This window comes from Afipia sp. GW821-FHT04G03 (assembly GCF_059419985.1).
The window spans coordinates 1,046,766-1,070,000 of sequence record NZ_JBWKSV010000002.1 but is presented as its reverse complement, the minus strand read 5'-3'; the positions used below and the strand labels follow the sequence as shown (position 1 = coordinate 1,070,000).

At 61.0% G+C, this 23,235-nt stretch carries 17 protein-coding genes, 2 tRNA genes, 2 rRNA genes and 1 riboswitch (1 of these 22 cut by a window edge); of the genes, 8 read left to right on the top strand and 13 right to left on the bottom strand.

The window, feature by feature from the left end:
- The 3 genes from AC07UB_RS14415 to AC07UB_RS14405 form a co-directional block, all read right to left on the bottom strand.
- A 23S ribosomal RNA gene (locus AC07UB_RS14415) occupies positions 1–1,154 on the bottom strand; it reaches 1,666 nt to the left of the window's first position.
- A 454-nt stretch (positions 1,155–1,608) separates the two neighbouring features.
- Positions 1,609–1,684, bottom strand: a tRNA-Ala gene (locus AC07UB_RS14410).
- Between the two features lie 50 nt (positions 1,685–1,734).
- Positions 1,735–1,811, bottom strand: a tRNA-Ile gene (locus tag AC07UB_RS14405).
- Positions 1,812–1,843: 32 nt separating this feature from the next.
- Here AC07UB_RS14405 and AC07UB_RS14400 point away from each other — a divergent pair.
- Positions 1,844–1,981, top strand: a complete 138-nt coding sequence (locus AC07UB_RS14400; RefSeq protein ID WP_492790839.1) for a hypothetical protein — start codon at positions 1,844–1,846, stop codon at positions 1,979–1,981.
- 50 nt (positions 1,982–2,031) lie between these two features.
- Here the strand turns inward: AC07UB_RS14400 and AC07UB_RS14395 are convergent.
- Positions 2,032–3,520 (bottom strand): 16S ribosomal RNA (locus AC07UB_RS14395).
- Together the 16S and 23S rRNA genes with 2 tRNA genes alongside form the textbook arrangement of a ribosomal RNA operon.
- 954 nt (positions 3,521–4,474) lie before the next feature.
- Between AC07UB_RS14395 and AC07UB_RS14390 the strand changes: the two genes are divergently transcribed.
- Together AC07UB_RS14390 and AC07UB_RS14385 are read left to right on the top strand one after the other, a co-directional pair.
- On the top strand, positions 4,475–6,496 hold the full coding sequence (locus AC07UB_RS14390; protein WP_492790840.1) for a peptidoglycan DD-metalloendopeptidase family protein: 2,022 nt from the start codon (positions 4,475–4,477) through the stop codon (positions 6,494–6,496).
- Positions 6,497–6,672: 176 nt separating this feature from the next.
- Positions 6,673–8,307 carry a Vgb family protein gene (locus AC07UB_RS14385; protein WP_492790841.1) on the top strand — a complete coding sequence of 545 codons (1,635 nt, stop codon included), beginning with the start codon at positions 6,673–6,675 and terminating at the stop codon, positions 8,305–8,307.
- 58 nt (positions 8,308–8,365) lie between these two features.
- On the opposite strand, the gene clpB is transcribed toward AC07UB_RS14385, so the two are convergent.
- Positions 8,366–10,999, bottom strand: coding sequence for an ATP-dependent chaperone ClpB (gene clpB, locus AC07UB_RS14380; protein WP_492790842.1), 2,634 nt, complete (start codon positions 10,997–10,999; stop codon positions 8,366–8,368).
- 215 nt (positions 11,000–11,214) lie between these two features.
- On the opposite strand from clpB, the gene AC07UB_RS14375 reads away from it, so the two are divergent.
- The gene (locus AC07UB_RS14375; RefSeq protein WP_492790843.1) at positions 11,215–12,000 is read left to right on the top strand and encodes an MOSC domain-containing protein; all 786 of its coding nucleotides are present in this window, start codon (positions 11,215–11,217) and stop codon (positions 11,998–12,000) included.
- Between the two features lie 4 nt (positions 12,001–12,004).
- Here the strand turns inward: AC07UB_RS14375 and AC07UB_RS14370 are convergent, their stop codons facing one another.
- The 3 genes from AC07UB_RS14370 to metX all read right to left on the bottom strand — a co-directional run bounded on the left by AC07UB_RS14370 (position 12,005) and on the right by metX (position 14,675).
- A complete protein-coding gene (locus AC07UB_RS14370; RefSeq protein ID WP_492790844.1) occupies positions 12,005–12,610 on the bottom strand; it encodes a TIGR02594 family protein in 606 nt (201 codons plus the stop codon).
- A 204-nt stretch (positions 12,611–12,814) separates the two neighbouring features.
- Positions 12,815–13,474 carry a methionine biosynthesis protein MetW gene (gene metW, locus AC07UB_RS14365; protein WP_492790845.1) on the bottom strand — a complete coding sequence of 220 codons (660 nt, stop codon included), beginning with the start codon at positions 13,472–13,474 and terminating at the stop codon, positions 12,815–12,817.
- Between the two features lie 10 nt (positions 13,475–13,484).
- Positions 13,485–14,675 carry a homoserine O-acetyltransferase MetX gene (gene metX / locus AC07UB_RS14360; protein WP_492790846.1) on the bottom strand — a complete coding sequence of 397 codons (1,191 nt, stop codon included), beginning with the start codon at positions 14,673–14,675 and terminating at the stop codon, positions 13,485–13,487.
- A gap of 89 nt (positions 14,676–14,764) precedes the next feature.
- Positions 14,765–14,844, bottom strand: a riboswitch (SAM riboswitch).
- Between the two features lie 194 nt (positions 14,845–15,038).
- Between metX and AC07UB_RS14355 the strand changes: the two genes are divergently transcribed.
- From AC07UB_RS14355 to AC07UB_RS14345, 3 genes are read left to right on the top strand one after another with little or no spacing between them, the layout of a single operon-like run.
- Positions 15,039–15,872, top strand: coding sequence for a chorismate mutase (locus tag AC07UB_RS14355; protein WP_492790847.1), 834 nt, complete (start codon positions 15,039–15,041; stop codon positions 15,870–15,872).
- 24 nt (positions 15,873–15,896) lie between these two features.
- The gene (hisC, locus tag AC07UB_RS14350) at positions 15,897–16,991 is read left to right on the top strand and encodes a histidinol-phosphate transaminase (RefSeq protein WP_492790848.1); all 1,095 of its coding nucleotides are present in this window, start codon (positions 15,897–15,899) and stop codon (positions 16,989–16,991) included.
- Positions 16,988–17,932 (top strand): prephenate/arogenate dehydrogenase family protein, encoded by a 945-nt coding sequence (locus AC07UB_RS14345; RefSeq protein ID WP_492790849.1) that lies wholly within the window; start codon positions 16,988–16,990, stop codon positions 17,930–17,932. Before hisC ends, AC07UB_RS14345 begins: the two co-directional genes overlap by 4 nt.
- 3 nt (positions 17,933–17,935) lie before the next feature.
- Here the strand turns inward: AC07UB_RS14345 and AC07UB_RS14340 are convergent, their stop codons facing one another.
- Positions 17,936–19,114: a DUF2125 domain-containing protein gene (locus tag AC07UB_RS14340; protein WP_492790850.1), complete on the bottom strand. Its 1,179-nt coding sequence runs from the start codon at positions 19,112–19,114 to the stop codon at positions 17,936–17,938.
- A 126-nt stretch (positions 19,115–19,240) separates the two neighbouring features.
- On the opposite strand from AC07UB_RS14340, the gene AC07UB_RS14335 reads away from it, so the two are divergent.
- On the top strand, positions 19,241–19,825 hold the full coding sequence (locus tag AC07UB_RS14335) for a gamma-glutamylcyclotransferase (RefSeq protein WP_492790851.1): 585 nt from the start codon (positions 19,241–19,243) through the stop codon (positions 19,823–19,825).
- 12 nt (positions 19,826–19,837) lie between these two features.
- Here AC07UB_RS14335 and AC07UB_RS14330 read toward each other — a convergent pair whose 3' ends face one another.
- From AC07UB_RS14330 to ftsE, 4 genes are all read right to left on the bottom strand, one after another.
- A complete protein-coding gene (locus AC07UB_RS14330) occupies positions 19,838–20,611 on the bottom strand; it encodes a lysophospholipid acyltransferase family protein (RefSeq protein WP_492790852.1) in 774 nt (257 codons plus the stop codon).
- 29 nt (positions 20,612–20,640) lie between these two features.
- Positions 20,641–21,339, bottom strand: coding sequence for a YdcF family protein (locus AC07UB_RS14325; protein WP_492790853.1), 699 nt, complete (start codon positions 21,337–21,339; stop codon positions 20,641–20,643).
- Between the two features lie 135 nt (positions 21,340–21,474).
- Complete coding sequence (locus AC07UB_RS14320) at positions 21,475–22,416, bottom strand: cell division protein FtsX (RefSeq protein WP_494653588.1); 942 nt, start codon at positions 22,414–22,416, stop codon at positions 21,475–21,477.
- A 13-nt stretch (positions 22,417–22,429) separates the two neighbouring features.
- Positions 22,430–23,089 (bottom strand): cell division ATP-binding protein FtsE, encoded by a 660-nt coding sequence (ftsE, locus tag AC07UB_RS14315; protein ID WP_492790855.1) that lies wholly within the window; start codon positions 23,087–23,089, stop codon positions 22,430–22,432.
- Between the last annotated feature and the right edge of the window lie 146 nt (positions 23,090–23,235).

Below are 23,235 nucleotides of genomic sequence, written 5' to 3'. Positions count from 1 at the left end.
CTGTTACGCTTTCTTTAAAGGATGGCTGCTTCTAAGCCAACCTCCTGGTTGTTTTGGGATTCCCACATCCTTTCCCACTTAGCCACGAATTAGGGGCCTTAGCTGTAGGTCCGGGTTGTTTCCCTCTCCACGACGGACGTTAGCACCCGCCGTGTGACTCCCGGATATTGCTCTCAGGTATTCGGAGTTTGGTTGGGTTTGGTAAGACGGTAAGTCCCCCTAGCCCATCCAGTGCTCTACCCCCTGAGGCATTCATCCGAGGCGATACCTAAATATCTTTCGCGGAGAACCAGCTATTTCCCAGTTTGATTGGCCTTTCACCCCTAACCACAAGTCATCGGAGTCTTTTTCAACAGACACCCGTTCGGTCCTCCAGTGAGTGTTACCTCACCTTCAACCTGCTCATGGCTAGATCACTAGGTTTCGGGTCTAATACAACGAACTTGGCGCCCTATTAAGACTCGCTTTCGCTACGCCTACACCTATCGGTTTAAGCTTGCTCGTTAAATTAAGTCGCTGGCCCATAATACAAAAGGTACGATGTCACCCAGAACGTATCTTGGGCTCCATCTGTTTGTAGGTGTCCGGTTTCAGGTCTATTTCACTCCCCTCGTCGGGGTGCTTTTCACCTTTCCCTCACGGTACTGGTTCACTATCGGTCGATGAGGAGTACTTAGGCTTGGAGGGTGGTCCCCCCATGTTCAGACAGGATTTCACGTGTCCCGCCTTACTCGAGCATCAATGTTCGCATTACTTGTACGGGGCTATCACCCTCTAAGGCTCTGCTTTCCTGACAGATTCCAATTGTCTCACATTGATGACTGGCCTGGTCCGCGTTCGCTCGCCACTACTAACGGAGTCTCGGTTGATGTCCTTTCCTCCAGGTACTTAGATGTTTCAGTTCCCTGGGTTCGCTTAAAACCTCCTATGTATTCAGAGATTTCATACCTTCACTTGATAACCGAAAATCCAAACCCACGGTGACTTGCGTCATCGTGCGCTTAGAGTTTCGGCTATCGAAGGTGGGTTTCCCCATTCGGAAATCCGTGGATCAAAGCTTCTTCGCAGCTCCCCACGGCTTATCGCAGCGTAGCACGTCCTTCATCGCCTCTCATCGCCAAGGCATCCACCGAACACCCTTAAGGCACTTGATTGCTCTCATTATCAATATCCACACACTCGGCAGAATGTTGAACTGCACACTTGCTGAAGATCCGAAGATCATCAGCGCGCCCCCTCGATAGAGGCTGCATGCAGCTGGATATGATTAGAAAGACCAGCTTGCTTCGTAAGATCGAACCGATAGTGAGGCGGTCAAGCTTCACTAACAAAGACGCTGTCACACAAGGTAACAACACCGGCCGTCTTGCGACGCCCGATGCCATCCAGAACCATCTTGCGATGCTTCAGAATGAGCGGCCAGGAGATAGTGTATGAACCCGCAACGCATATCTTGCGACATGCTTCGCGATCCATACTCGGATCGATCTCCTCTTTACGATGTCAGAAATCACGCACGCAGCATCTTGGTGAAGACACTGAATGCGAAGTGATGTTTCGCGGACGACGATTTTGATGCACGCATGATACGTCAGTCTGTCTGGCCTCTGGTGGAGGCAGACGGGATCGAACCGACGACCTCATGCTTGCAAAGCACGCGCTCTCCCAGCTGAGCTATGCCCCCGTTCCAGAAGACGAATGCTCGACGCTGATAGACGCATGGCGCAATCAAAGTGGTGGGCCTGGGAAGACTTGAACTTCCGACCTCACGCTTATCAAGCGCGCGCTCTAACCAACTGAGCTACAAGCCCTAACGACCAATTTCCTTAAAAAGGATTGGGACATGCTTGCGCGCGCCGGCTTGCGCCAACGCATCGCACAAGCGCAGCCCTGGCGCGTGTTCGTCCGCGAAGAAAGAGAAACGAAGACGGCGGTGTCCCGCCAATGCAGCTCAACAATCCTGACGATCGTTGGCCACTGATGTTTCTGAAGAGGTTCGATAGAAACAAGTTTCTGAAGAACCATCCTTAGAAAGGAGGTGATCCAGCCGCAGGTTCCCCTACGGCTACCTTGTTACGACTTCACCCCAGTCGCTGACCCTACCGTGGCCGGCTGCCTCCATTGCTGGTTAGCGCACCGTCTTCAGGTAAAACCAACTCCCATGGTGTGACGGGCGGTGTGTACAAGGCCCGGGAACGTATTCACCGTGGCATGCTGATCCACGATTACTAGCGATTCCAACTTCATGGGCTCGAGTTGCAGAGCCCAATCCGAACTGAGACGGCTTTTTGAGATTTGCGAAGAGTTGCCTCTTAGCGTCCCATTGTCACCGCCATTGTAGCACGTGTGTAGCCCAGCCCGTAAGGGCCATGAGGACTTGACGTCATCCCCACCTTCCTCGCGGCTTATCACCGGCAGTCTCCTTAGAGTGCTCAACTAAATGGTAGCAACTAAGGACGGGGGTTGCGCTCGTTGCGGGACTTAACCCAACATCTCACGACACGAGCTGACGACAGCCATGCAGCACCTGTGCTCTATGCCCCGAAGGGAAGGTTCCATCTCTGGTACCGGTCATAGACATGTCAAGGGCTGGTAAGGTTCTGCGCGTTGCGTCGAATTAAACCACATGCTCCACCGCTTGTGCGGGCCCCCGTCAATTCCTTTGAGTTTTAATCTTGCGACCGTACTCCCCAGGCGGAATGCTTAAAGCGTTAGCTGCGCCACTGAAGAGTAAACTCCCCAACGGCTGGCATTCATCGTTTACGGCGTGGACTACCAGGGTATCTAATCCTGTTTGCTCCCCACGCTTTCGTGCCTCAGCGTCAGTATCGGGCCAGTGAGCCGCCTTCGCCACTGGTGTTCTTGCGAATATCTACGAATTTCACCTCTACACTCGCAGTTCCACTCACCTCTCCCGAACTCAAGATCCTCAGTATCAAAGGCAGTTCTGGAGTTGAGCTCCAGGATTTCACCCCTGACTTAAAGACCCGCCTACGCACCCTTTACGCCCAGTGATTCCGAGCAACGCTAGCCCCCTTCGTATTACCGCGGCTGCTGGCACGAAGTTAGCCGGGGCTTATTCTTGCGGTACCGTCATTATCTTCCCGCACAAAAGAGCTTTACAACCCTAGGGCCTTCATCACTCACGCGGCATGGCTGGATCAGGCTTGCGCCCATTGTCCAATATTCCCCACTGCTGCCTCCCGTAGGAGTCTGGGCCGTGTCTCAGTCCCAGTGTGGCTGATCATCCTCTCAGACCAGCTACTGATCGTCGCCTTGGTGAGCTCTTACCTCACCAACTAGCTAATCAGACGCGGGCCGATCTTTCGGCGATAAATCTTTCCCCGTAAGGGCTTATCCGGTATTAGCTGAAGTTTCCCTCAGTTGTTCCGAACCAAAAGGTACGTTCCCACGCGTTACTCACCCGTCTGCCACTGACGTATTGCTACGCCCGTTCGACTTGCATGTGTTAAGCCTGCCGCCAGCGTTCGCTCTGAGCCAGGATCAAACTCTCAAGTTGGACTTGAAACTTTAAACCGGCTGATCACATCGTTTTGACGAGGTCCCACCATTGTTAGCCGAAGCTAACTTGCTGTCTGCGATTCACATCGCGGACAACGATGGTGTAACCTTATAAAACGTGTACCGCCGAAGTCTTTCGTCCGGTCCCAACCTATTGAAAAACCGAAATTTTCCAACATGCCGAGACCCGCAAGGACTCCGCCGTCCACGTTTCTCTTTCTTCATCTTTACTTGTCAAACAGCCCGAAACCCGAAGGGTCTCACCCGCTCCTTGCAGAGCGAAAAACTCTGGTGTCTCTACTTAAAGAGAACCCCGCAACCTCACCCGACGCCGAATGACAACCGACAACTATCGGCTGTTTTTTCACTCACCTGGGAGAGGAGCTTAACAGGCACGGAAGCTTGCCTGGGCTGTTGGGCCCCGGCGCCGCCGCGCTCAGTGGTCGGGTTATAGGCCCTGCCATCAGAGCTTGTCAACGCCCATGTCAAGAAATCGTCGCATCGCACCCAAGAATTTCACAGGGCCGAGAAACCCTGATTTATCAGGCCTTCGCGCCGTACTTGAGCCACATTCCTGCGACGTCCTGCTCATCAAGTATGCCACGGCGGGGCGAATATCAGTATAACTTCGCCGCACCGGTTCGGGGATTCGGATGATTTGGGATCATCGCGAGGCTTCGGATCAAAACTTCGACGAGTTGCACGGCATTGTTGTTCAGGCGCTCCGCCATCAGTCATGGCGCGGCGAACATCGACGGCGGGTAAAACAATCAGCTGCTTGTGGCTTGCGATCGCTCCGCACGGGGTGGCGGGCCCAAAGAACGGCGCACCGGCAGCTCGTTGAATGCCGGAAGACTTGAAAGACCAGGAAGACTGAGAAGACTTTGAAAATCCGGAAAGACAAGGTCTGCGAAGACTTGAAGGTCTGCGAAGGTTTGGGGGGACGGCGGTTTTGAACCACGGGACGTCACGCGGGGGACACTATGGGCGTGCCGGGATCATTGATCTCGGTCACGAGCCCCCGCTGTCCGTGGACGGTTCGGAAGCTGCGGTCATCGATCGCCGACGCGTCTCCGTCCAATGGTTCAGCGGCACGATTCTCACCGGTCTGTGCGGCGCGGCTTTGATCGGCGGCGCCGTTTTCGCGTCGCTCGATGGCGAAATGACATTCGCCAAGGTGCCCGAACGTGTCGAAGGCGCGTTGCGCGGTGCATTCGGCGCGAATGACAAGGGAGCTGTCGCGCGCAAAAGCGACCGGCTTCCGCCGCCCAGCGATTCGACGGCCGCGCGCCAGGTGATTCGCGTTTCAACGGTGGCCCGCGCCGGCAACCGCGACGTCATGAAGGTACGCCCGTTCGTTCGAATCGCAGGCAACCTCTCACTCACCACCAGCGATCTCTCTTCCAAGGTCCCGGCCTTCAATGCGCAGCGCATGTTGACCGACGTCGGCAGCGCGGCGCCCGCAGACGGCGACGCCCAGACCGCCGAGCCGGATGCGGAAGTCTCTTTCGTGACGCGCGACCTCGCGTCGGTGCTGCCTCGCGCGAAAATCGCGGCCAATGTCGCGATCGACGAAGTTCTGCTGCGGGTCCGCGACGCATCGAACTGGCGGGGCAACAGCGCCGTGAAATATGCGTCAAGTTCACCGACCGATTTCAAGATGGCCTATGCCGCGGAAGGCACGCCCGATCCCTACGCGGGTTTCGAGGCGCGCGTGGTGCCGGAAAACGTCACCCTGCTTCCGAAAACCAAGGATCAGGCCACCGGCGGGAACCCCTCCAGCGAGCGCATCCACATCGTCAAGAAGGGCGACACCGTACAGACCATCCTGCGCGATATGGGAGCGTCACCGGGCGAAGCGCTGGCCATCGCCAACAATCTCGGCGCGCGCGGCCGCGACGGCGGGCTCAAGGAAGGCCAGAAGCTGCGCATCATGATGGCGGGGACCGGCCCCGGACTTCAGCGCCAGCAACCGGTTCGCGTCATCGTCGCCAACGAAGCCACCATCGAGGCCGTCGCAGCGCTGTCCGATCTCGGCAAATACGTCGCCGTCGATCCCCAGAGCTTCAATACCGTGACCGAGACCGCAAACAGCAGCGACGATGACGAAGATGATGACGGCACCGGCGTGCGGCTCTACCAGAGCATTTACGAGACCGCGCTGCGCAACAAGGTTCCGGCCACCGTCATCGAAGACATGATCCGGATCTACTCCTACGACGTCGATTTCCAGCGCAAGGTGCAGGCCGGCGATTCGTTCGAAGTGTTCTTCGCCGGCGAGGACGAAACGCCGGTCAATAACGAAAAGACCGAGGTGCTGTATGCAGCCCTCACCGTCGGCGGCGAAACCAAAAAATACTATCGCTTCCAGGCGCCGGACGACTCGATCGTCGACTACTACGACGAGACCGGCAAGAGCGCGAAGAAGTTCCTGGTCCGCAAACCCGTCAGCAACGCCATCATGCGCTCCGGCTTCGGCGGCCGCCGCCATCCGATCCTCGGCTACACCAAGATGCATACCGGCGTGGATTGGGCAGCCCCTTACGGAACTCCGATTTTCGCATCCGGCAACGGATCCATCGAGAAGGCCGGATGGGAAGGCGGATACGGCAAATACATCCGCATCAAGCATCCCAATGGATATGAAACGGCCTACGGCCACATGACCGCTTTCGCCAAGGGCATGGAGCCCGGCAAGCGCGTCCGTCAGGGCCAGGTGATCGGCTTCGTCGGCTCGACCGGCCTCTCGACCGGTGCCCACGTCCACTACGAAATTCTGGTCAACGGCCGCTTCGTCGATCCGATGCGCATCAAGCTGCCGCGCGGACGTTCGCTTGAGGGGCCGATGCTGACGAGTTTCGAAGCCGAACGCGACCGGCTCGACACCATGATCAACAACCGACCGGGCAGCAATCGTCCGCAGCCGCAAGCCGCCAAGGGCCAGAAGACAGCGCAGGCCGCGGGCGAGCGCTAAATCCCGGCTCCGTGTTTCCCGACAACATTCCTCAATCTTGAAAGATTGCCGACGCCGGTGTCGCGTGCCGTACCGTGCGTGCATCGCAACGTCGGTTTTCGTTGCCAAGCAGCGCTCGACCCCAAATACTCCCTGCATAAATCCCGGCGCGAAGACGCCAAACAGGGAGGCTTGCCATGATGAACCGATTTGTCGCGAGCGCGACACTCGTGGCCGCACTCGCGGTCGGCACAACCACCGCAGCCTTGTCGCAAGCCTATGAGGTGGCGAAGCTGGTGCCAGGCTCGGCGTTTCACGGCGTTCATGGACTGGGCATCGACAAGAGCGGACGCATGTTCGCGGGCAGCGTCGCAGGCGCAGCGCTTTACGAAGTCGACCGCAGCACCGGCACCGCGAAGATTTCCGTGACCGCCGCCGACGGCGGCATGGCCGACGACATCGCGTTCGCGCCCGATGGCACCATGGCGTGGACCGGGTTCATCACCGGCGATCTCTATGCGCGCAAAGGCGACGGCCCGATCAGGAAGCTCGCGTCCGGTCTGCCGGGAATCAATTCGCTGGCATTCCGCAAGGACGGCCGGCTTTACGCCACGCAGGTCTTCCTCGGCGATGCGCTCTACGAGATCGACGTCGAGGGCGCAAAGCCTCCGCGCAAGATCATGGAAAAGATGGGCGGGTTGAACGGATTCGAATTCGGCCCGGACGACCAGCTCTATGGACCGCTGTGGTTCAAAGGCCAGGTCGTCAAGGTGGATGTCGACAAGGGCGAACTCGCAGTGGTCGCGGATGGGTTCAAGGTGCCTGCGGCCGTCAATTTCGATTCAAAGGGCAATCTTTGGGTGGTCGATACTGCGCTCGGCCAACTCGTGAAAGTGGATCCGAAGACGGGCACGAAAAAAGTCGCAGCCCAGCTCAAGCCCTCCCTCGACAACCTTGCCATCGATGACAAGGATCGCATCTTCGTTTCCAACATGGCCGATAACGGCATTCAGGAAGTCGATCCCGAAACCGGCACGGCGAAACAGATCATTATCGGGCAACTCGCACTGCCCGGCGGCATCGGCGTTGTCACTGACGACGGCAAGGACACGGTCTACATCGCCGACGTCTTTGCCTATCGCACGGTTGACGGCGGCACCGGCAAGGTCAGCGAAACCTCACGCATGCACGCGGACGGCGTCACGCTGGAATATCCGATGAGCGCCACGGCCAAGGGCGATTTCGTCGTGCTGTCGAGCTGGTTCACCGGAACGGTACAACTCATCGAGCGCAAGACCGGCAAGACGGTCGAGATGCTGCACGGCTTCAAGGCCCCGCACGATGCCGTGCGCCTCGGTGATGGCAGTCTTCTCGTGAACGAACTCGGCACGAAATCGCTGGTTCGCGCCAGCGGCGAGCACGGCAAGGATCGCAAGACGGTGGCCGGCGATCTCGCGGGCCCCGTCGGCCTCGTCACTGCGAACGACAACACGGCTTATGTGACGGAGGCCTTCGCCGGGCTGGTGTCGAAGATCGATCTTGCGAGCGGCGCCAAGACCGTCGTCGCCAAGGATCTGAAAGGTCCGGAAGGCATCGCGCTTGCGCCCGACGGAAAACTGATCGTCGCGGAGGTCGGCGCCAAACGGATAATCTCCATCGATCCGCAGACCGGCGCCATTACAGAGCTTGCCGGCAACCTGCCGATCGGACTTGCGAGCGCCGCAGGAACCTTGCCGACGAACATCCCGACCGGCGTCGGCGTCGGCGCGTCGGGCACGATCTACGTGTCGTCCGACATCGAGAACGCGATCTACACGCTGAAGAAAAAGTAGCCCGGCAGACAGCTGTACAAATAGAAATAGCCGGGCACGTTGCCCGGCTATTTTATCTTCAATTCAGCTTGCTCTTGGGCACCGGTGGCGTCTCGGTATCGATCCTGGCAAGTTGACCATTGAAGGTCAGGCCGCCATCGCCCGCCGAGACCGCGACCACTTCACCGTCATGGATGCGTCCGGCCAGGATCATCTCCGCCAGCGGATCCTGCACTGCGCGCTGGATCGCACGTTTGAGAGGACGTGCGCCGTAAGCTGGATCCCAGCCCTTCGCAGCCAGCCAATCGCGCGCCTTATCGTCGAGCGTCAACGTGATCTTGCGATCGTCCAGCAGCTTCGAGAGCCGCTGCATCTGAATATCGACAATGCGGCCCATCTCGGTTCGCTGCAGCCGGTGGAACAGGATGATCTCGTCCACGCGATTGAGGAATTCCGGACGGAAGCTCGCGCGCACGATGGCCATGACCTGATCGCGCACCGCCGACGTATCTTCACCCTCTCCCTGGCTGACGAGATATTCGGAGCCAAGATTTGAGGTCATGATGATCAGCGTGTTGCGGAAGTCGACCGTGCGGCCCTGACCATCGGTCAGGCGGCCGTCGTCAAGAACCTGCAGCAACACGTTGAACACATCCGGATGCGCCTTCTCGATTTCGTCGAACAGCACGACCTGATACGGCCTGCGGCGCACGGCCTCGGTGAGCGCGCCGCCCTCGTCATAACCGACATAGCCCGGAGGCGCGCCGATCAGCCGCGCCACCGAATGCTTCTCCATGTATTCGGACATGTCCATGCGGACCAGCGCGGTCTCGTCGTCGAACAGATATTCCGCGAGCGCCTTGGTCAATTCGGTCTTGCCGACGCCGGTGGGGCCGAGGAACATGAACGATCCGATCGGACGGTTCGGGTCCTGCAATCCCGCACGCGAGCGCCGCACCGCTGTCGATACCGCGGTGACCGCTTCGGCCTGACCGATGACGCGCTTGGCAAGCTGCAGCTCCATCTTGAGCAGCTTCTCGCGTTCGCCTTCGAGCATCCGGTCGACGGGGATGCCGGTCCAGCGCGACACCACCTGCGCGACGTGGCTCGCCGTGACGGCTTCCTCGAGCACGACGTTGCCGGCCTTCTCGCTCTCCTCTAGCGCCTTCAGCCGCTTCTCAAGCTCGGGAATGCGGCCATAGGCCAGCTCACCGGCCTTCTGGAATTCGCCACGACGCTGCGCGTCGGCCAGTTCCTGGCGCGCCTGCTCCAGTTCGCTTTTGACCTTCTGGGCGTCGGACAGCTTGTCGCGTTCCGCCTGCCACTTCGCAGTCAGCGCATCGCCCTTTTCCTCAAGATCGGCCAATTCTTTCTCAAGCCGCTGGAGACGCTCCTTCGACGCGGAATCGGTTTCCTTCTTCAGCGCCTCCTGTTCGATCTTCAGCCGCACGATGTCGCGGTCGATGGTGTCGAGCTCTTCCGGCTTGGAATCGATCTGCATCTTCAGCCGCGCGCCGGCCTCGTCGATCAGGTCGATGGCCTTGTCGGGCAGAAAACGGTCCGTGATATAGCGGTTCGACAGCGTCGCCGCTGCCACGATCGCGGAATCCGTGATGCGGACCCCGTGATGTAACTCGTACTTCTCCTTCAGCCCGCGCAGGATCGAGACGGTGTCTTCCACCGTCGGCTCGCTGACGAACACCGGCTGGAACCGGCGTGCGAGGGCGGCGTCCTTCTCGACATGCTTGCGATACTCGTCGAGCGTGGTCGCGCCGATGCAGTGCAGCTCGCCGCGCGCCAGCGCAGGCTTGAGCAGGTTCGACGCATCCATCGCGCCGTCGGCCTTACCCGCGCCGACCAGCGTATGCATCTCGTCGATGAACAGGATAATCTGGCCGTCGGACCCGGTGACTTCGGTCAGCACGGCCTTCAACCGCTCCTCGAACTCGCCGCGATACTTCGCGCCTGCGATCAGCGCGCCGAGATCGAGGGACAGAACCGATTTGTCCTTCAGGCTTTCCGGCACGTCGCCATTGACGATGCGCAGCGCAAGGCCCTCGACGATGGCGGTCTTGCCGACGCCGGGTTCGCCGATCAGCACCGGATTGTTCTTGGTGCGGCGTGACAGCACCTGAATGGTGCGGCGGATTTCCTCGTCGCGGCCGATCACCGGATCGAGCTTGCCGTCGCGCGCCGCCTGCGTCAGATCGCGAGCGTATTTCTTCAGCGCGTCATAGGCGTTCTCCGCCGTGGCGCTGTCGGCGGTGCGCCCCTTGCGCAGCGCGTTCACGGCGGCATTGAGATTTTGCGGGGTGACGCCGCCCTTGGCGAGCAGAGCGCCCGCGTCGCTGTCCTTGTCGAGCGCAAGCGCCAGCAACAGCCGTTCGACCGTGACGAAACTGTCGCCAGCCTTGTCGGCAGCCTGTTCGGCGGCGTCGAAGGCGCGCGCAGTGGCGGGCGCAAGATAAATCTGCCCTGCGCCGCCGCCGGAAATCTTCGGCATCTTGCCGAGCGCATCCTCGGTCGCTTTCAGGATCGCACGGGAATTGCCTCCCGAGCGGTCGATCAGCCCACCGGCCAGACCTTCGCTATCGTCGAGCAGCACTTTGAGGATATGCAGGGGCGTGAACTGCTGATGGCCCTCACGCATGGCCAGACTCTGTGCCGACTGGATGAATCCCTTCACGCGGTCGGTGTACTTTTCAATATTCATTCGGTGTCCCTCAGCCTGCCATTCCGCCCCGAAGGCACGAAATTAGCATCTTCAATGGGTTTCCGCTGCCGGCGTTGACGTTCCTCAACCCGGAGCGGTGGCCGGTCTGGGCCGGCCTCACGCAAATGTGGGAACCCCGGCACGCCTGCGAAAGAGGCAGGGCCAAAAATTCACCCGCGCTGGAATGGCAGGGTAAATTCGCATAAGGATGCCGGATGTCGAACGCCTCCCCCGTCACCGTTAACGGTATCTATCGCTATCCCGTCAAAGGCCTGTCACCGGAAGCGCTCGACCGCGTGGTCCTTCGCGAGAGCCAGACGCTTCCTGCGGATCGCCGTTATGCCATCGAGAACGGACCCACGGGCTTCGACCCGGCGGATCCGAAGTATTTTCCGAAGATCCGGTTTCTGATGCTGATGCGGAACGAGCGCCTTGCCGGGCTGCAAACGCGGTTTGACGACGCCAGCAACATTCTCGCGATTCATCGCAACGACGCGGAAGCCGTGCGCGGCGATCTGGAAACAGCGAGCGGGCGCGCCGCCATCGAACAGTTCTTTGCCGAGAATTTTACAAACGAGTTGCACGGATCGCCCAGAATTCTCTCGGCGCCCGGGCACAGCTTCTCGGACGTTGCAGCCAAGGTCGTCTCGATCATCAATCTCGCCAGCCTTGCCGTGATCGAAACCCTTGTCGGGCAGCCGGTCCATCCGCTGCGGTTTCGCGCCAACCTTTACGTGAGCGGCTGGCCCCCATGGCACGAGTTCGACCTGATGAACACCACGCTCGAGATCGGCGGCGCACAGCTGCGGATCATCAAGCGGATCGTGCGCTGCGCGGCCGTCAATGTCGATCCGGTGACCGCCGAACGCGATCTGAACATCCCGCAGGCGCTGATGCGGGCGAATGGCCATGCGGATTGCGGCGTGTATGCGCAAGTCATCGCCGGCGGCGAGATTGCCACCGGCGATGCGGTTGTGAGTGAAGAGCCGAAGCTGTTTTGAACGATCAGCTCGTCGGCATCACGTAGGCGTAGATCCGCCCGCGCGAATAGCTCGACTCGGCGACACGGCGGCCGTGGTTGCCCGAGATGACGATCGGGTTGCCCTTGGCGTCGATGCCGCTGACGACGCCGACATGACCGCCGCGGCGGCCACGCGACATCACGGCGATGGCGCCGACCTGCGGGCCGGAAATGCGCTGGCCGTAGCTAGCGAACGAGCGCGCCATGTCCGAGCCCGTGCCCTTATGACCCGAGCGCTGAAGCACCATGTTCATGAAGCGCGCGCACCACAGGCTCGCACGCCCTGTGGGATTGCCGCTGCCGATGTAACGCCGCGCTTCCGCAACGATGTTCGATCCGCCGAAGCTCTGCGGAGCAGAAGTTACGGCAGATGCTTCTGCCGGCGCATGACCGCCGCGCCGTCCATGACGAACGCGATATCCACGATGTTTCTTGATGTGATGCTTCTTGATATGATGCACATGAGCATGACGGCTGGCGCCGTGATGTGGCCTCGCCGAAGCCGGGGTCGCGATTGCGACAATTGCCAGTGAGCACAATGCAACCGCAGTGAGACCAACAGGCCGACGAAACGCGTTACTTACAATCATCCATAGTCCTCGTTACACCCCCATTTTCCATCGCTCCATGCCGGAGCGATATGAGTGAGCGGGCGTATGACGGGCGGGATGTGGCAGAAACAAGACAGCTGCGCGCTGAGCGGCGTTGAGCAAGACTGCTATGCGCTCCGCGATTATCGCACGATAACTTAAGGGCCGGAATCACGCGATTTCCGGACGATTTCGCCGTTCGGCCTAATCGCGGCGGCTCAGCAGAAAAACACCCTGCTCGCCGAACATGTTCCAGAACCACCACGGCGCATTGAGCCGCAGCGGCCTGCCGTAGAGGTCAAGCGCCACCGCGCGCTCCATCTTGACGTTGATCTCGTCGCAGAGCTGCACGAAATCCTTGATGGTGCAGAAGTGGATGTTCGGCGTGTCGTACCACGTCGCCGGAAGATTATCGGTGCGCGGCATCTGGCCCTTGACCAGAAGCTGAAGGCGCATTTTCCAGTGCCCGAAATTCGGAAACGTCACGATCGCCCGGTGCCCGATGCGCAGCAGGTTTTCCAGAACCACGCGCGGCTGGCGCGTCGCCTGCAACGTCTGCGACAGCAAAACATAATCGAACGCATCGTCAGGATAATTGACGAGGTCGGTGTCGGCATCGCCCTGCACGACCGCGAGGCCCTTGGAGACGCAACGATTGACGCCCTCGCGCGACAGTTCGATGCCGCGGCCATCGACACCGCGCTTTTCCAAAAGTTGCAGCAGGTCGCCCTCGCCGCAGCCGACGTCCAGCACCTTCGATCCGGGCGGCACCATCTCCGCCACTAGCAGATGGTCGGCGCGGTAGCCGTTCTCGGTCACGGGCAAAATCGCGGTCGGTTTGAAGGCCTGATCCTGGATGGTCATATGCGCGCTCCTAGGTCAGGCCGTGCGCGGACGCGGCCGATTCCAGGAACGCACGGGAAATCTCGATGAATTCGGGCACGTCCAGCAGGAACGCGTCGTGCCCCCTGTCGGTCTCGATCTCGGCGAACGACACCCGCGCGCTTCCGGCGTTGAGGGCATGCACGACCGCGCGGGATTCCGACGTTGGAAACAGCCAGTCGCTGGTGAACGACACGACACAGAAACGCGTGCGCGTGCCGCGAAAGGCCTCCGCCAGCACGCCATTGTGGTCGGCGGCGATATCGAAGTAGTCCATCGCGCGCGTCAGGTAGAGATAGCTGTTGGCGTCGAAGCGTTCGACGAACGACGAGCCTTGATGCCGCAGATAGCTCTCGACCTCGAAATCCGCATCGAACGAAAATGTCGGCACTTCGCGATCCTGCAATCGCCGCCCGAACTTGCGATGCAGCGCCGCGTCCGAAAGATAAGTGATATGCGCCGCCATGCGCGCGACCCCGAGACCGCGGCGCGGATGGGTGTCTTCCTCGAAATAGCGCCCGCCGCGCCAGTCCGGATCCGCCATCACCGCCTGACGGCCCAGTTCATGGAATGCGATGTTCTGCGCCGAGTGCCGCGTGCTGCACGCCACCGCCAGCGCGGAAAACACCCGCTCGGGATAGGCAGCAGCCCATTGCAATGCCTGCATTCCGCCCATCGATCCGCCGACGACGGCGAGCAGCTTCTCGATGCCGAGGTGATCGAGCAGCATCGCCTGCGCCCGAACCATATCAGGCAAGGTGATCATCGGAAAATCCAGCCCCCACGGCTTGCCGGTCTCGGGGTTCGTCGATGACGGACCGGTGGAGCCCATGCAGCCGCCGACCACGTTGGAGCAGACGATGAAGTATTTGTCGGTGTCGATCGGCTTGCCGGGACCGACGAGCGTTTCCCACCATCCCGACTTGCCGGTGACAGGATGCACGTTCGCAACATGCTGATCCCCGGTCAGCGCATGGCAGATCAGGATGGCATTGGAGCGATCGGCGTTGAGTTGGCCATACGCCTGATAGGCAATCTGAAACGGCGCGAGATCGACGCCGCAATCCAGCCGCAGCGGCTTGTCGGTGCCGAACCGCGCGACCAGCGACGTCGGGTGATCCGCCTCATGCGCACGCTCGCCGGTCGGCGCCGCCGCGTTGTTAATGGGCTTGACGTTTACCATCTTGATACTGGCCTCCTCAGCAGGTCTCGCGACCAACGTCGGAAATCAGGCCATAAAAAAACCCGGCCTGAAACGAGGTTCGGCCGGGATCACTTATGTCCCCGGCCTGTTTAGCGAGTTGTTTAACGTGGCTGCAAGCCGGCCGGCTCAAATGACCACGGAATGGCTAAGTTACTAGTCACGAACGGCCTTTTCGTCAAGCTGCACCGCGGGATGCGAACCGCCCCTGCGGCTGCGCGAGGTCAGAATTGCCAATGTTTTCTTTGCTTTCAGGCGCTCCCCTGCCTATCAATGCGCCAGCCAACCCCCTTTCAGACCGGCCTCAATCGCAGCTTCCAGGCTGCAAACACAAGTCGCGATACCATGACCAAGCCGCCGCCATCGCTGCAGGACCTTCGCCTCGAAATCGATTCCATCGATGAGCAGGTGCATGGCTTGTTGATGAAGCGCGGCGACATCATCGACCGCCTGATCTCGGTGAAGAAGACGCAGGAAGTGGGCTCCGCCTTCCGCCCCGCGCGCGAGGCCGACATGATGCGCCGGCTGGTGCAGCGTCATCGCGGTATGCTGCCGCTCGACACGGTCGAGAGCATCTGGCGCGTCATCATCTCGACCTTCACCTACGTGCAGGCGCCCTTCTCGGTTCATGCCGATCTGTCCGTCGGCGAATCCGCGATGCGGGACTCCGCGCGATTTCATTTCGGTTTCACCGTTCCGTTCGTCGCGCATTTCAACGCTGAAGCGGCCGTGGAAGCGGTGGCGAAATCCAAGGGCGATCTCGCGCTGATCTCCGCGACCGGCAGCCGCTCGCCGTGGTGGATCGCGCTCGAACCCGCCGGCACACCGAAAATTATTGCGCGGCTACCGTTCGTCGAGCGCGCCGACCATCCGGCCGCATTGCCGGTGTTCGTCGTCTCGCGCGTCGCTGCGGATGCGATGGTGACCGAAGTCGAGATGTGGAGCGTCCGCGTCTCCGGCTGGAGCGCGGATGTCGCCCGCGCGTTGTCGCCGTTCTCGGAAATCATTGCCGTTCCCGATACCGCATCCGACGGCGCGGCACTGCTGATCTCGGTTCCGGGCCCGGGCGGACTTGCGAAAATCACCGCCGCGCTGCTTGCGGCAGGGGCTTCGGTGCGCTCATCGGCTCTCGTCGGGAGCCATGCAACGCGCTATACGGTCCCGCAATCCAAAGCCTAAGTCTTCATTTCGGAGTTTAAGTCGATGTCACGCCCTGTGCCGAAGCCAGGCATTCTCGATATTGCGCCCTACACGCCCGGCAAAAGCGGCGCGGGACTGAGCGGCCGCGTGTTCAAGCTGTCGGCGAACGAGACCCCGCTCGGACCGTCGCCCAAGGCCGTCGCCGCCTACAAGGCTGCCGCCGATCATCTGGAAGATTATCCGGAAGGCACCTCGCGCGTTTTGCGCGAAGCCATCGGGCGCACCTACGGGCTCGACCCGGATCGCATTATCTGCGGCGCGGGCTCCGACGAGATCCTGAACCTGCTCGCACACACCTATCTCGGCCCAGGCGACGAGGCGATACACACCACCCATGGCTTTCTCGTTTATCCGATTGCCACGATGGCGAACGGCGCGACGAACATCATTGCGCCGGAGACAAACTTTACCGCCGATGTCGACGCGATCCTCGCGCTTGTCACGCCGCGCACCAAGCTCGTCTGGCTGGCCAACCCGAACAATCCGACCGGCACCTACTTGCCGTTCGACGAGGTCAAGCGGCTGCGCGCGGGATTGCCGCCGCATGTGCTGCTGGTGATCGACGCCGCCTACTCCGAATACGTTTCGCGCAACGACTATGAAGCCGGCATCGAGATGGTCGCCACCACCGACAACACGGTGATGACGCGGACCTTCTCGAAAATCTACGGCCTCGCCTCGTTGCGGATCGGCTGGATGTACGGCCCCGAAAACATCGTCGATGCGGTCAACCGCATTCGCGGCCCGTTCAACGTCAGCACCGCGGCAATGATGGCCGCGGTCGCGGCCCTTGAGGACACGGCGCATCAGGACATGTCCCGTGTGCACACCGAGAAGTGGCGCGAATGGCTGACCGACGAGGTCGGCAAGCTCGGACTTCAGGTGACGCCAAGCGCAGCCAACTTCATCCTGATCCATTTCCCGCAGGAGAAGGGCAAGACGGCCGAGGACGCCGATGCGTTTCTGACCAAGCGCGGCCTGATCCTGCGCGCGCTGAAGAACTACAAGCTGCCGCACGCGCTGCGCATGACTGTCGGCACCGAAGAAGCGAACAAGCTCGTCGTCGCAGCCCTGGCCGAATTCATGGGGCGGAAGTGAGCGCCGAACCTCACTTCGGGCGGATCGCGCTGATCGGCTTCGGCCTGATCGGCGGTTCGATTGCGCGGGCGGCACGCGCGCAAAAGCTTGCGGGAGAGATCGTGACCACCGCGCGCTCGCCGGCAACCCGCGCGCGTGTCCAAGAACTCGGTATCGTCGATCGCGTGGTCGACACGAACGCGGAGGCGGTGAAAGACGCTGACCTCGTTATACTGTGCATTCCGGTCGGCGCCTGCGGGCCGGTCGCGGAGGAGATTGCGCCATATCTCAAACCGGGCGCCATTGTCTCCGACGTGGGCTCCGTGAAGGGCGCTGTGGTGCGCGAGATGTCTCCGCATCTCCCAAAAAACGTCCACTTCATCCCCGCGCATCCTGTCGCGGGCACCGAGTACTCCGGTCCCGATTCAGGCTTTGCCGAATTGTTTATCAATCGCTGGTGCATTCTCACACCGCCGGCCAATGCGGACGCTGCCGCCGTCGAAAAACTTGCGGGGTTCTGGCGCGCGCTTGGCGCCAATGTCGAAACCATGGGCGCTGATCATCACGATCTGGTGCTCGCCGTCACCAGTCATCTGCCGCATCTGATCGCCTACACGATCGTGGGCACGGCCGACGAACTCGAGGATGTCACGCAGGCGGAAGTCCTGAAATTCTCCGCCGGCGGCTTTCGCGATTTCACGCGCATCGCGGCGTCCGATCCGGTGATGTGGCGCGACGTGTTTCTCGCCAACAAGGATGCCGTGCTGGAAATGCTCGGCGCGTTTCAGGAAGATCTCTCGAAACTCACCCGCGCGATCCGGCGCGGTGACGGCGAGGCGCTGTTCGAGCATTTCACGCGAACCCGCGCCATCCGCCGCGGTATCGTTAACCTCGGTCAGGAAACCGCCGACCCCGACTTCGGGCGCAAGCACGCAAACCTGCCGAAGAAGGCAGACCAATAGCCGTCAGAACAGCGGCGCGGTCTGCGCGATCCGCAACGGCCCGATGGAAATCACACCCTCGGTGAACTTCAGCGGAAAAGCCCGCGCAGGCTTGCCTTCCAGCGTGGAGGCCTGACCGAGCAGGTTGATCCCCGCAACCACACCCGCATTGGCATTCTTGCGCGCGACATTGCCGAGCCCCGGGATCATGCGGTCGAGCGCGCCGATCACCTTGTTGACGTCCTGCGCGCTGATGCCGGGCGCGACCCGATCGACCGTCGACTGGGGCACGCCATCCATCAGCAACTTGTCGATGCCGAGTTGCGACACGATCCGCTCGAGACCCGCGACCGTCATCGTCAATTCGCCGTCGAGATAGCCGCTTGGTGTAATGCTAAGTGAACCTGCCGCCACCGCGATGGTCTCGCCCTGCTGGACCCGCGACTGGGTGAAATCCAGACGCCCGCCCGCAGCCTGGATTTCCCGGAAACGCTCGGGCCACGGCTTCGGTGCGAAATCCTTCAAGCCGCGCAACAGCGCGCGAATATCGGCATCGAACGGCTCGGCCATGACGGGATGCAATCCCTGCAAACTTGCCGCCGTCAGTTGAAGCGCGGTCTCCACCACCGGATTGTCGGAGATCGAGCCTTCCAGCAGCCGCGTATGCAACTCAAGATGCTTCGCGCGCAGCAGAGGTGTCTGGACTCCGCCGCTGACGCGATCGAACGCCGGATCGTCGAACACCGTCGAAATCCGCTGCGGCGTCGGCAGACCGGATGCGCTGGCCCGCCCCGTGGTCCAGCTGGCAACGAAAGACGACGTCTCGCGCTCATTGCTCACGATCGCAGGGCCGGTAAATTCGGCGATGATTTTTGTCGGGTCGTAGACCTGCGCGACAACCAGAATGTCCTTCAGCTTCGCGATGAGCTGGGTCCGGTCGGCGGTCTGCGACGTCAGCGTCACCACCGGATTTGCGCAACGCACCTCCATGCGGAAGGGAAAGCCAGAGACCGAGCGATTGGCGCATTCATAGGCGCGGCCGGATTTCGCCTCGCGTGTGCGCCATTCGTCGAATTTTTCATCCACGTGAGAGGCCGCGTAGAACCAGAATCCGCTCCACGCCGCAGCCGCGGCGAGAACCAGAACCGGCATCACGAAAACGGGCCAGAGACGGCGGCGAGGTGCGATAGGAGATGTCGGCATGGCAGAAGCTAGATCACCTGAATCGGGCAATTGAAAGATGCACTGTTCGCGCAAATCCCATTGATGTCCATATAGTTGCATGCGCGAAGACAGACTGGTAGGCGTGATCGACCAGGTGACGCAATCATGGCTGCTAAAATCCTTTCCGAGCAGGACTTCCCCGACGATGATCTGTGGGTGTTCGGTTATGGGTCGCTGATCTGGAAGCCGGGCTTTGCCTTTCTCGAACAGAAGCCGGCCCGGCTCATCGGCGAGCACCGCTCGCTCTGCATCTATTCAATGGTCCATCGCGGCACACCCGAAAAGCCTGGGCTGGTGCTGGGACTGGATCGCGGCGGAGCCTGTCAGGGCGTTGCATTCAGGGTGGCGGCGGCCCGGCGGAAAGAGACCGTCGACTACTTGCGCGAGCGCGAACAGGTGACCGGCGTATATCGCGAAGTCATGCGCTCGGTCTGGCTTGAGGGCGATGCACGTCAGCGCGTCAGCGCGCTGGCCTATGTCGCCGACCGCAGCCACGATCAGTATGCGGGCCGACTGACAATGGACGACCAGTTACGCCTGGTGCGCCAGGGACACGGCGCCTACGGACCAAACGACGAGTACGTCATTTCGACAGTGCGCGCGCTGGAGGCGCAGGGCATTCGCGATACGCCACTGCATCGTCTTGCCGTGCTGCTGCATGGCGAGGGCGCGCTACACCGCCACCCCTGACCGAACGCCAGTTCAGGATTGAGGAGCGACGACCGGCGCGGAGAAACCGATCAGCCTGACCTGTTCCTCGCGTCCTGCCTTGACCAGCCTGTCGGTCGCCTCTTCGATGACAGCCTGAAGGCGCGCGGTAAATTCCTGACGCTTGAGGCCCGGCGGAATCGGGTCGAGAAACTCGACAACGAGCGTGCCGGGATAGCGCATGAAGGTCCGGCGCGGCCAGAACAGGCCGGAATTCAGCGCGACGGGAATGCAGGGCACGCCGGCTTCGCCATAAATCAGGCTGACGCCGTTTTTGTAATCGGGCGGCGCGCCGACGGCCCGCCGTGTTCCTTCGGGATAAATCAGAAGCTGCCGGCCACGCTTGGTTTCGCGGGCCGCGCGCTTGGTAATGTCGATCAACGTGCGTCCGCCGGCCTTGCGGTCGACGCCGATCATGCCGGCCTTGCTGAGGTACCAGCCGAACAACGGCAGCCACAGCAGTTCGCGTTTGAGAATGTAAAGCGGCTCATCGAAAAACTGCAGCAGCGCGAAGGTTTCCCACGCCGACTGATGTTTGGAAGCAGCAATCAGCGGCCCTTTCGGAATTTTCTCGCGGCCACGATATTCAACCTTGGTGTTGCAGATGATCCGCATCCACCAGATGCTGGTTCGCCCCCAGTTGGTCGCAATCCAGACGATGCCCCAGCGCGGCATGACATAGGTCGGAATTCCGAGCAGCACCCAGAACGCGAGGTTCAGATAGAAGACGATATTGTAAAGCAGCGAACGCAGAAAAACCGAAACCATCGATAAACCCGAATGTCAGAACCAGACCACTAGTTGGCGGACGCGGTCGCCGGCTTGTTCGGCGCTGGCGGCAAACCGACTTCCGGAATACCGCCCTGCCCCAAGCCACCGAAGGCGACCCTCATCTCGGCAAAAAGATACTTGCCGTATTCCGATAGCAGGAGGCGCAGCGCAGCGCCACTCGTCCACCACGGCTCCTCGCGCCATTTGTCCCCGACCACGGCGAACGGCACGAGTTCGATGTCCGGCATCGCGTGGGACAATTCCACGATCGCACGCGGCATATGATAGTTCGATGTCACCACGATCAGGGAATGAAAGCCGCGCTCGGCCGCCCAGCGTCGCGTCTCCGTCGCATTGCTGCGGGTGTTGACGGCGGAACGATCCAGATCGACGCAGCAGCCGAGCAGGCGCTGGCTGTCCGGTATGGTGCGCTGGATATCGCTGTAGCCATTTGTGGGGTGCACGCCGGAAATCAGAAGCCTGCGTCCATAACCTGCCGAGAGCAATTCGATCGCGTCGGAAACGCGCGACGATCCACCGGTGAGGACCACGATGCCGTCTGCATTACGCGGAGGCTTATCCTCGGAGGGCGGCACCTTCGACAGAAAATCGACGAACCCCAACCCGACGAACAAGAGAACCGCGAAGACGACAAGCATCGCCACGCGTCGGCGCAGGCGCGGATGCGTCGGTTTGCTGTCATGGCTGCGGGACGTCTCGGGCAATCTCAACTCGCTCGGTCACATCGTGTTGCTGTCAGTCTATCGCAAAATCCGGCACGGCTGTGGCCTCAAAACACTGCTCAACCATGTTTTGATCAGTCGCCGTGAGCCGATCGGGCAACAGCATTCGGGAAGGGCCTAGTCGATCTCTTCAAGGGTCGCAAAAAGTGTCCGCCGCGACGCCCATGCGGTGACGGCGGCGATCATGACGGTCTGGGCCGCGAGGGCGAGATACCCCGAAGCCGGCAACGCGAACGTTCCCAGCAGGGCGGCGAACTGGTCGCCGACCGGCGTGCCCGAGAACCAGCTGGCGATGGATTCCGAGAAGCCAAATGTCAGCATCGCAGCCAGTCCGCCAATAATCCCGCCTTCAAGGCCAAGCCGCAGGAAATGGCGCAGGAAGCGATTGGCGATATAGCGATCCTGCGCGCCCACGAAATGCAGCACCTCGACGATCGGCCTGTTGGCCGCCATTGCGCCCCGCGTGGCGAACGACACCGAAATCACGGTCGCTACGATCACGAGAATGAGAATTCCGGTCCCTGCCAGAACGATGGCCCCCGTCATCGACCGCATCCGCTCGATCCAGGCGCGGTGATCGTCGATGCTCGCGGACGGCGCGGCCTGGGCGACAGCCTTGCGCAACACCGCAAGGTCGGGAGCCGCGCCCGGTGCAATGCGTACGACGATGACACGGGGCACCGGCAGATCGCTCAGCGACAGTCCGGTGCCCAGCCAGGGCTCCAGCAACTTGGCCGATTCATCCTTGGTATAAGGCCGCACCTCAAGAATACCCGGCACCACCCGCGCGGCGTCGGTGACGGCGCGAACATCGCGCTCGATGTCGCGCCCCGGAGAAGGCCGCAACTGGATCGTCAGTTCGCTGGCGACATCGGACTGCCACTCGGCCGCGGATGCGCGCACCAGCAGCACCGCCCCTGTCGTCATCGACGCCAGGAACGTCATGATGGCGACGACGGCAATCAGCGCACGCCCGGCAATCGATCCGCGCGGAACGATCGGCGACAGGTTCCGCGCATTCGCAGCGACCTCCGATGTGCTGTCGCCGAGATCCATCATGTTTTTGCGCTCGTCAATCATAGATATGCAACCGCGACTCATGCAGCACCATGCGTCGCGCCTCATATTGATCCATCAGCGCGATATCGTGGGTCGCGATGATGACGGCGGTTCCAGACTTGTTCAATTGAATGAAGAGGCTCAGCAGCCGCCGCGCCAGCGAAGGATCGACGTTGCCTGTCGGCTCGTCGGCCAGCAGCAGTTGCGGCCGCGCGATCACCGCGCGCGCGATGGCCGCGCGCTGTTTCTCGCCGCCGGAAAGAATCGGAGGCAGCGCATCCATCCGCTTGCCGAGACCGACCCAATTGAGCAGATCGATAACTTCCTTGCGATAACTGGATTCGCTGCGCCCCATCACGCGGAACGGCAGCGCGACATTTTCATACGTCGTCATGTGATCGAGCAGCCGGAAATCCTGCAACACGATGCCGATGCGCGAGCGCAGTTGGGCGCGCGAGTCCTTGTTCAGCATCGACACGTCGTTGCCAAACAGATTGACCAGTCCGCGCGTCGGCCGCAGCGACAGGAACAACATGCGCAGCAGCGACGTCTTGCCGGCTCCGGACGGTCCGGTGAGAAACTGGAACGAGCGGGCCGGAATCTGGAAGGTCAGGTCGCGCAGAACCTCCGGGCCGAGCCCGTAGCGCAAACCGACATTTTCGAACCGGACCAAGCTCAGCTCCGTTCGAGAGGGCCGCCGGACACGGCGGTCCCCGGACGGCCGATTGGGCGAATACCGTAAAACGCTTGTGCGTCCGTTATGGTTTCCGATTCGTTAACGGACGCCGGATAGCTTTGGGGCGCTTTCACTTTGGCGAT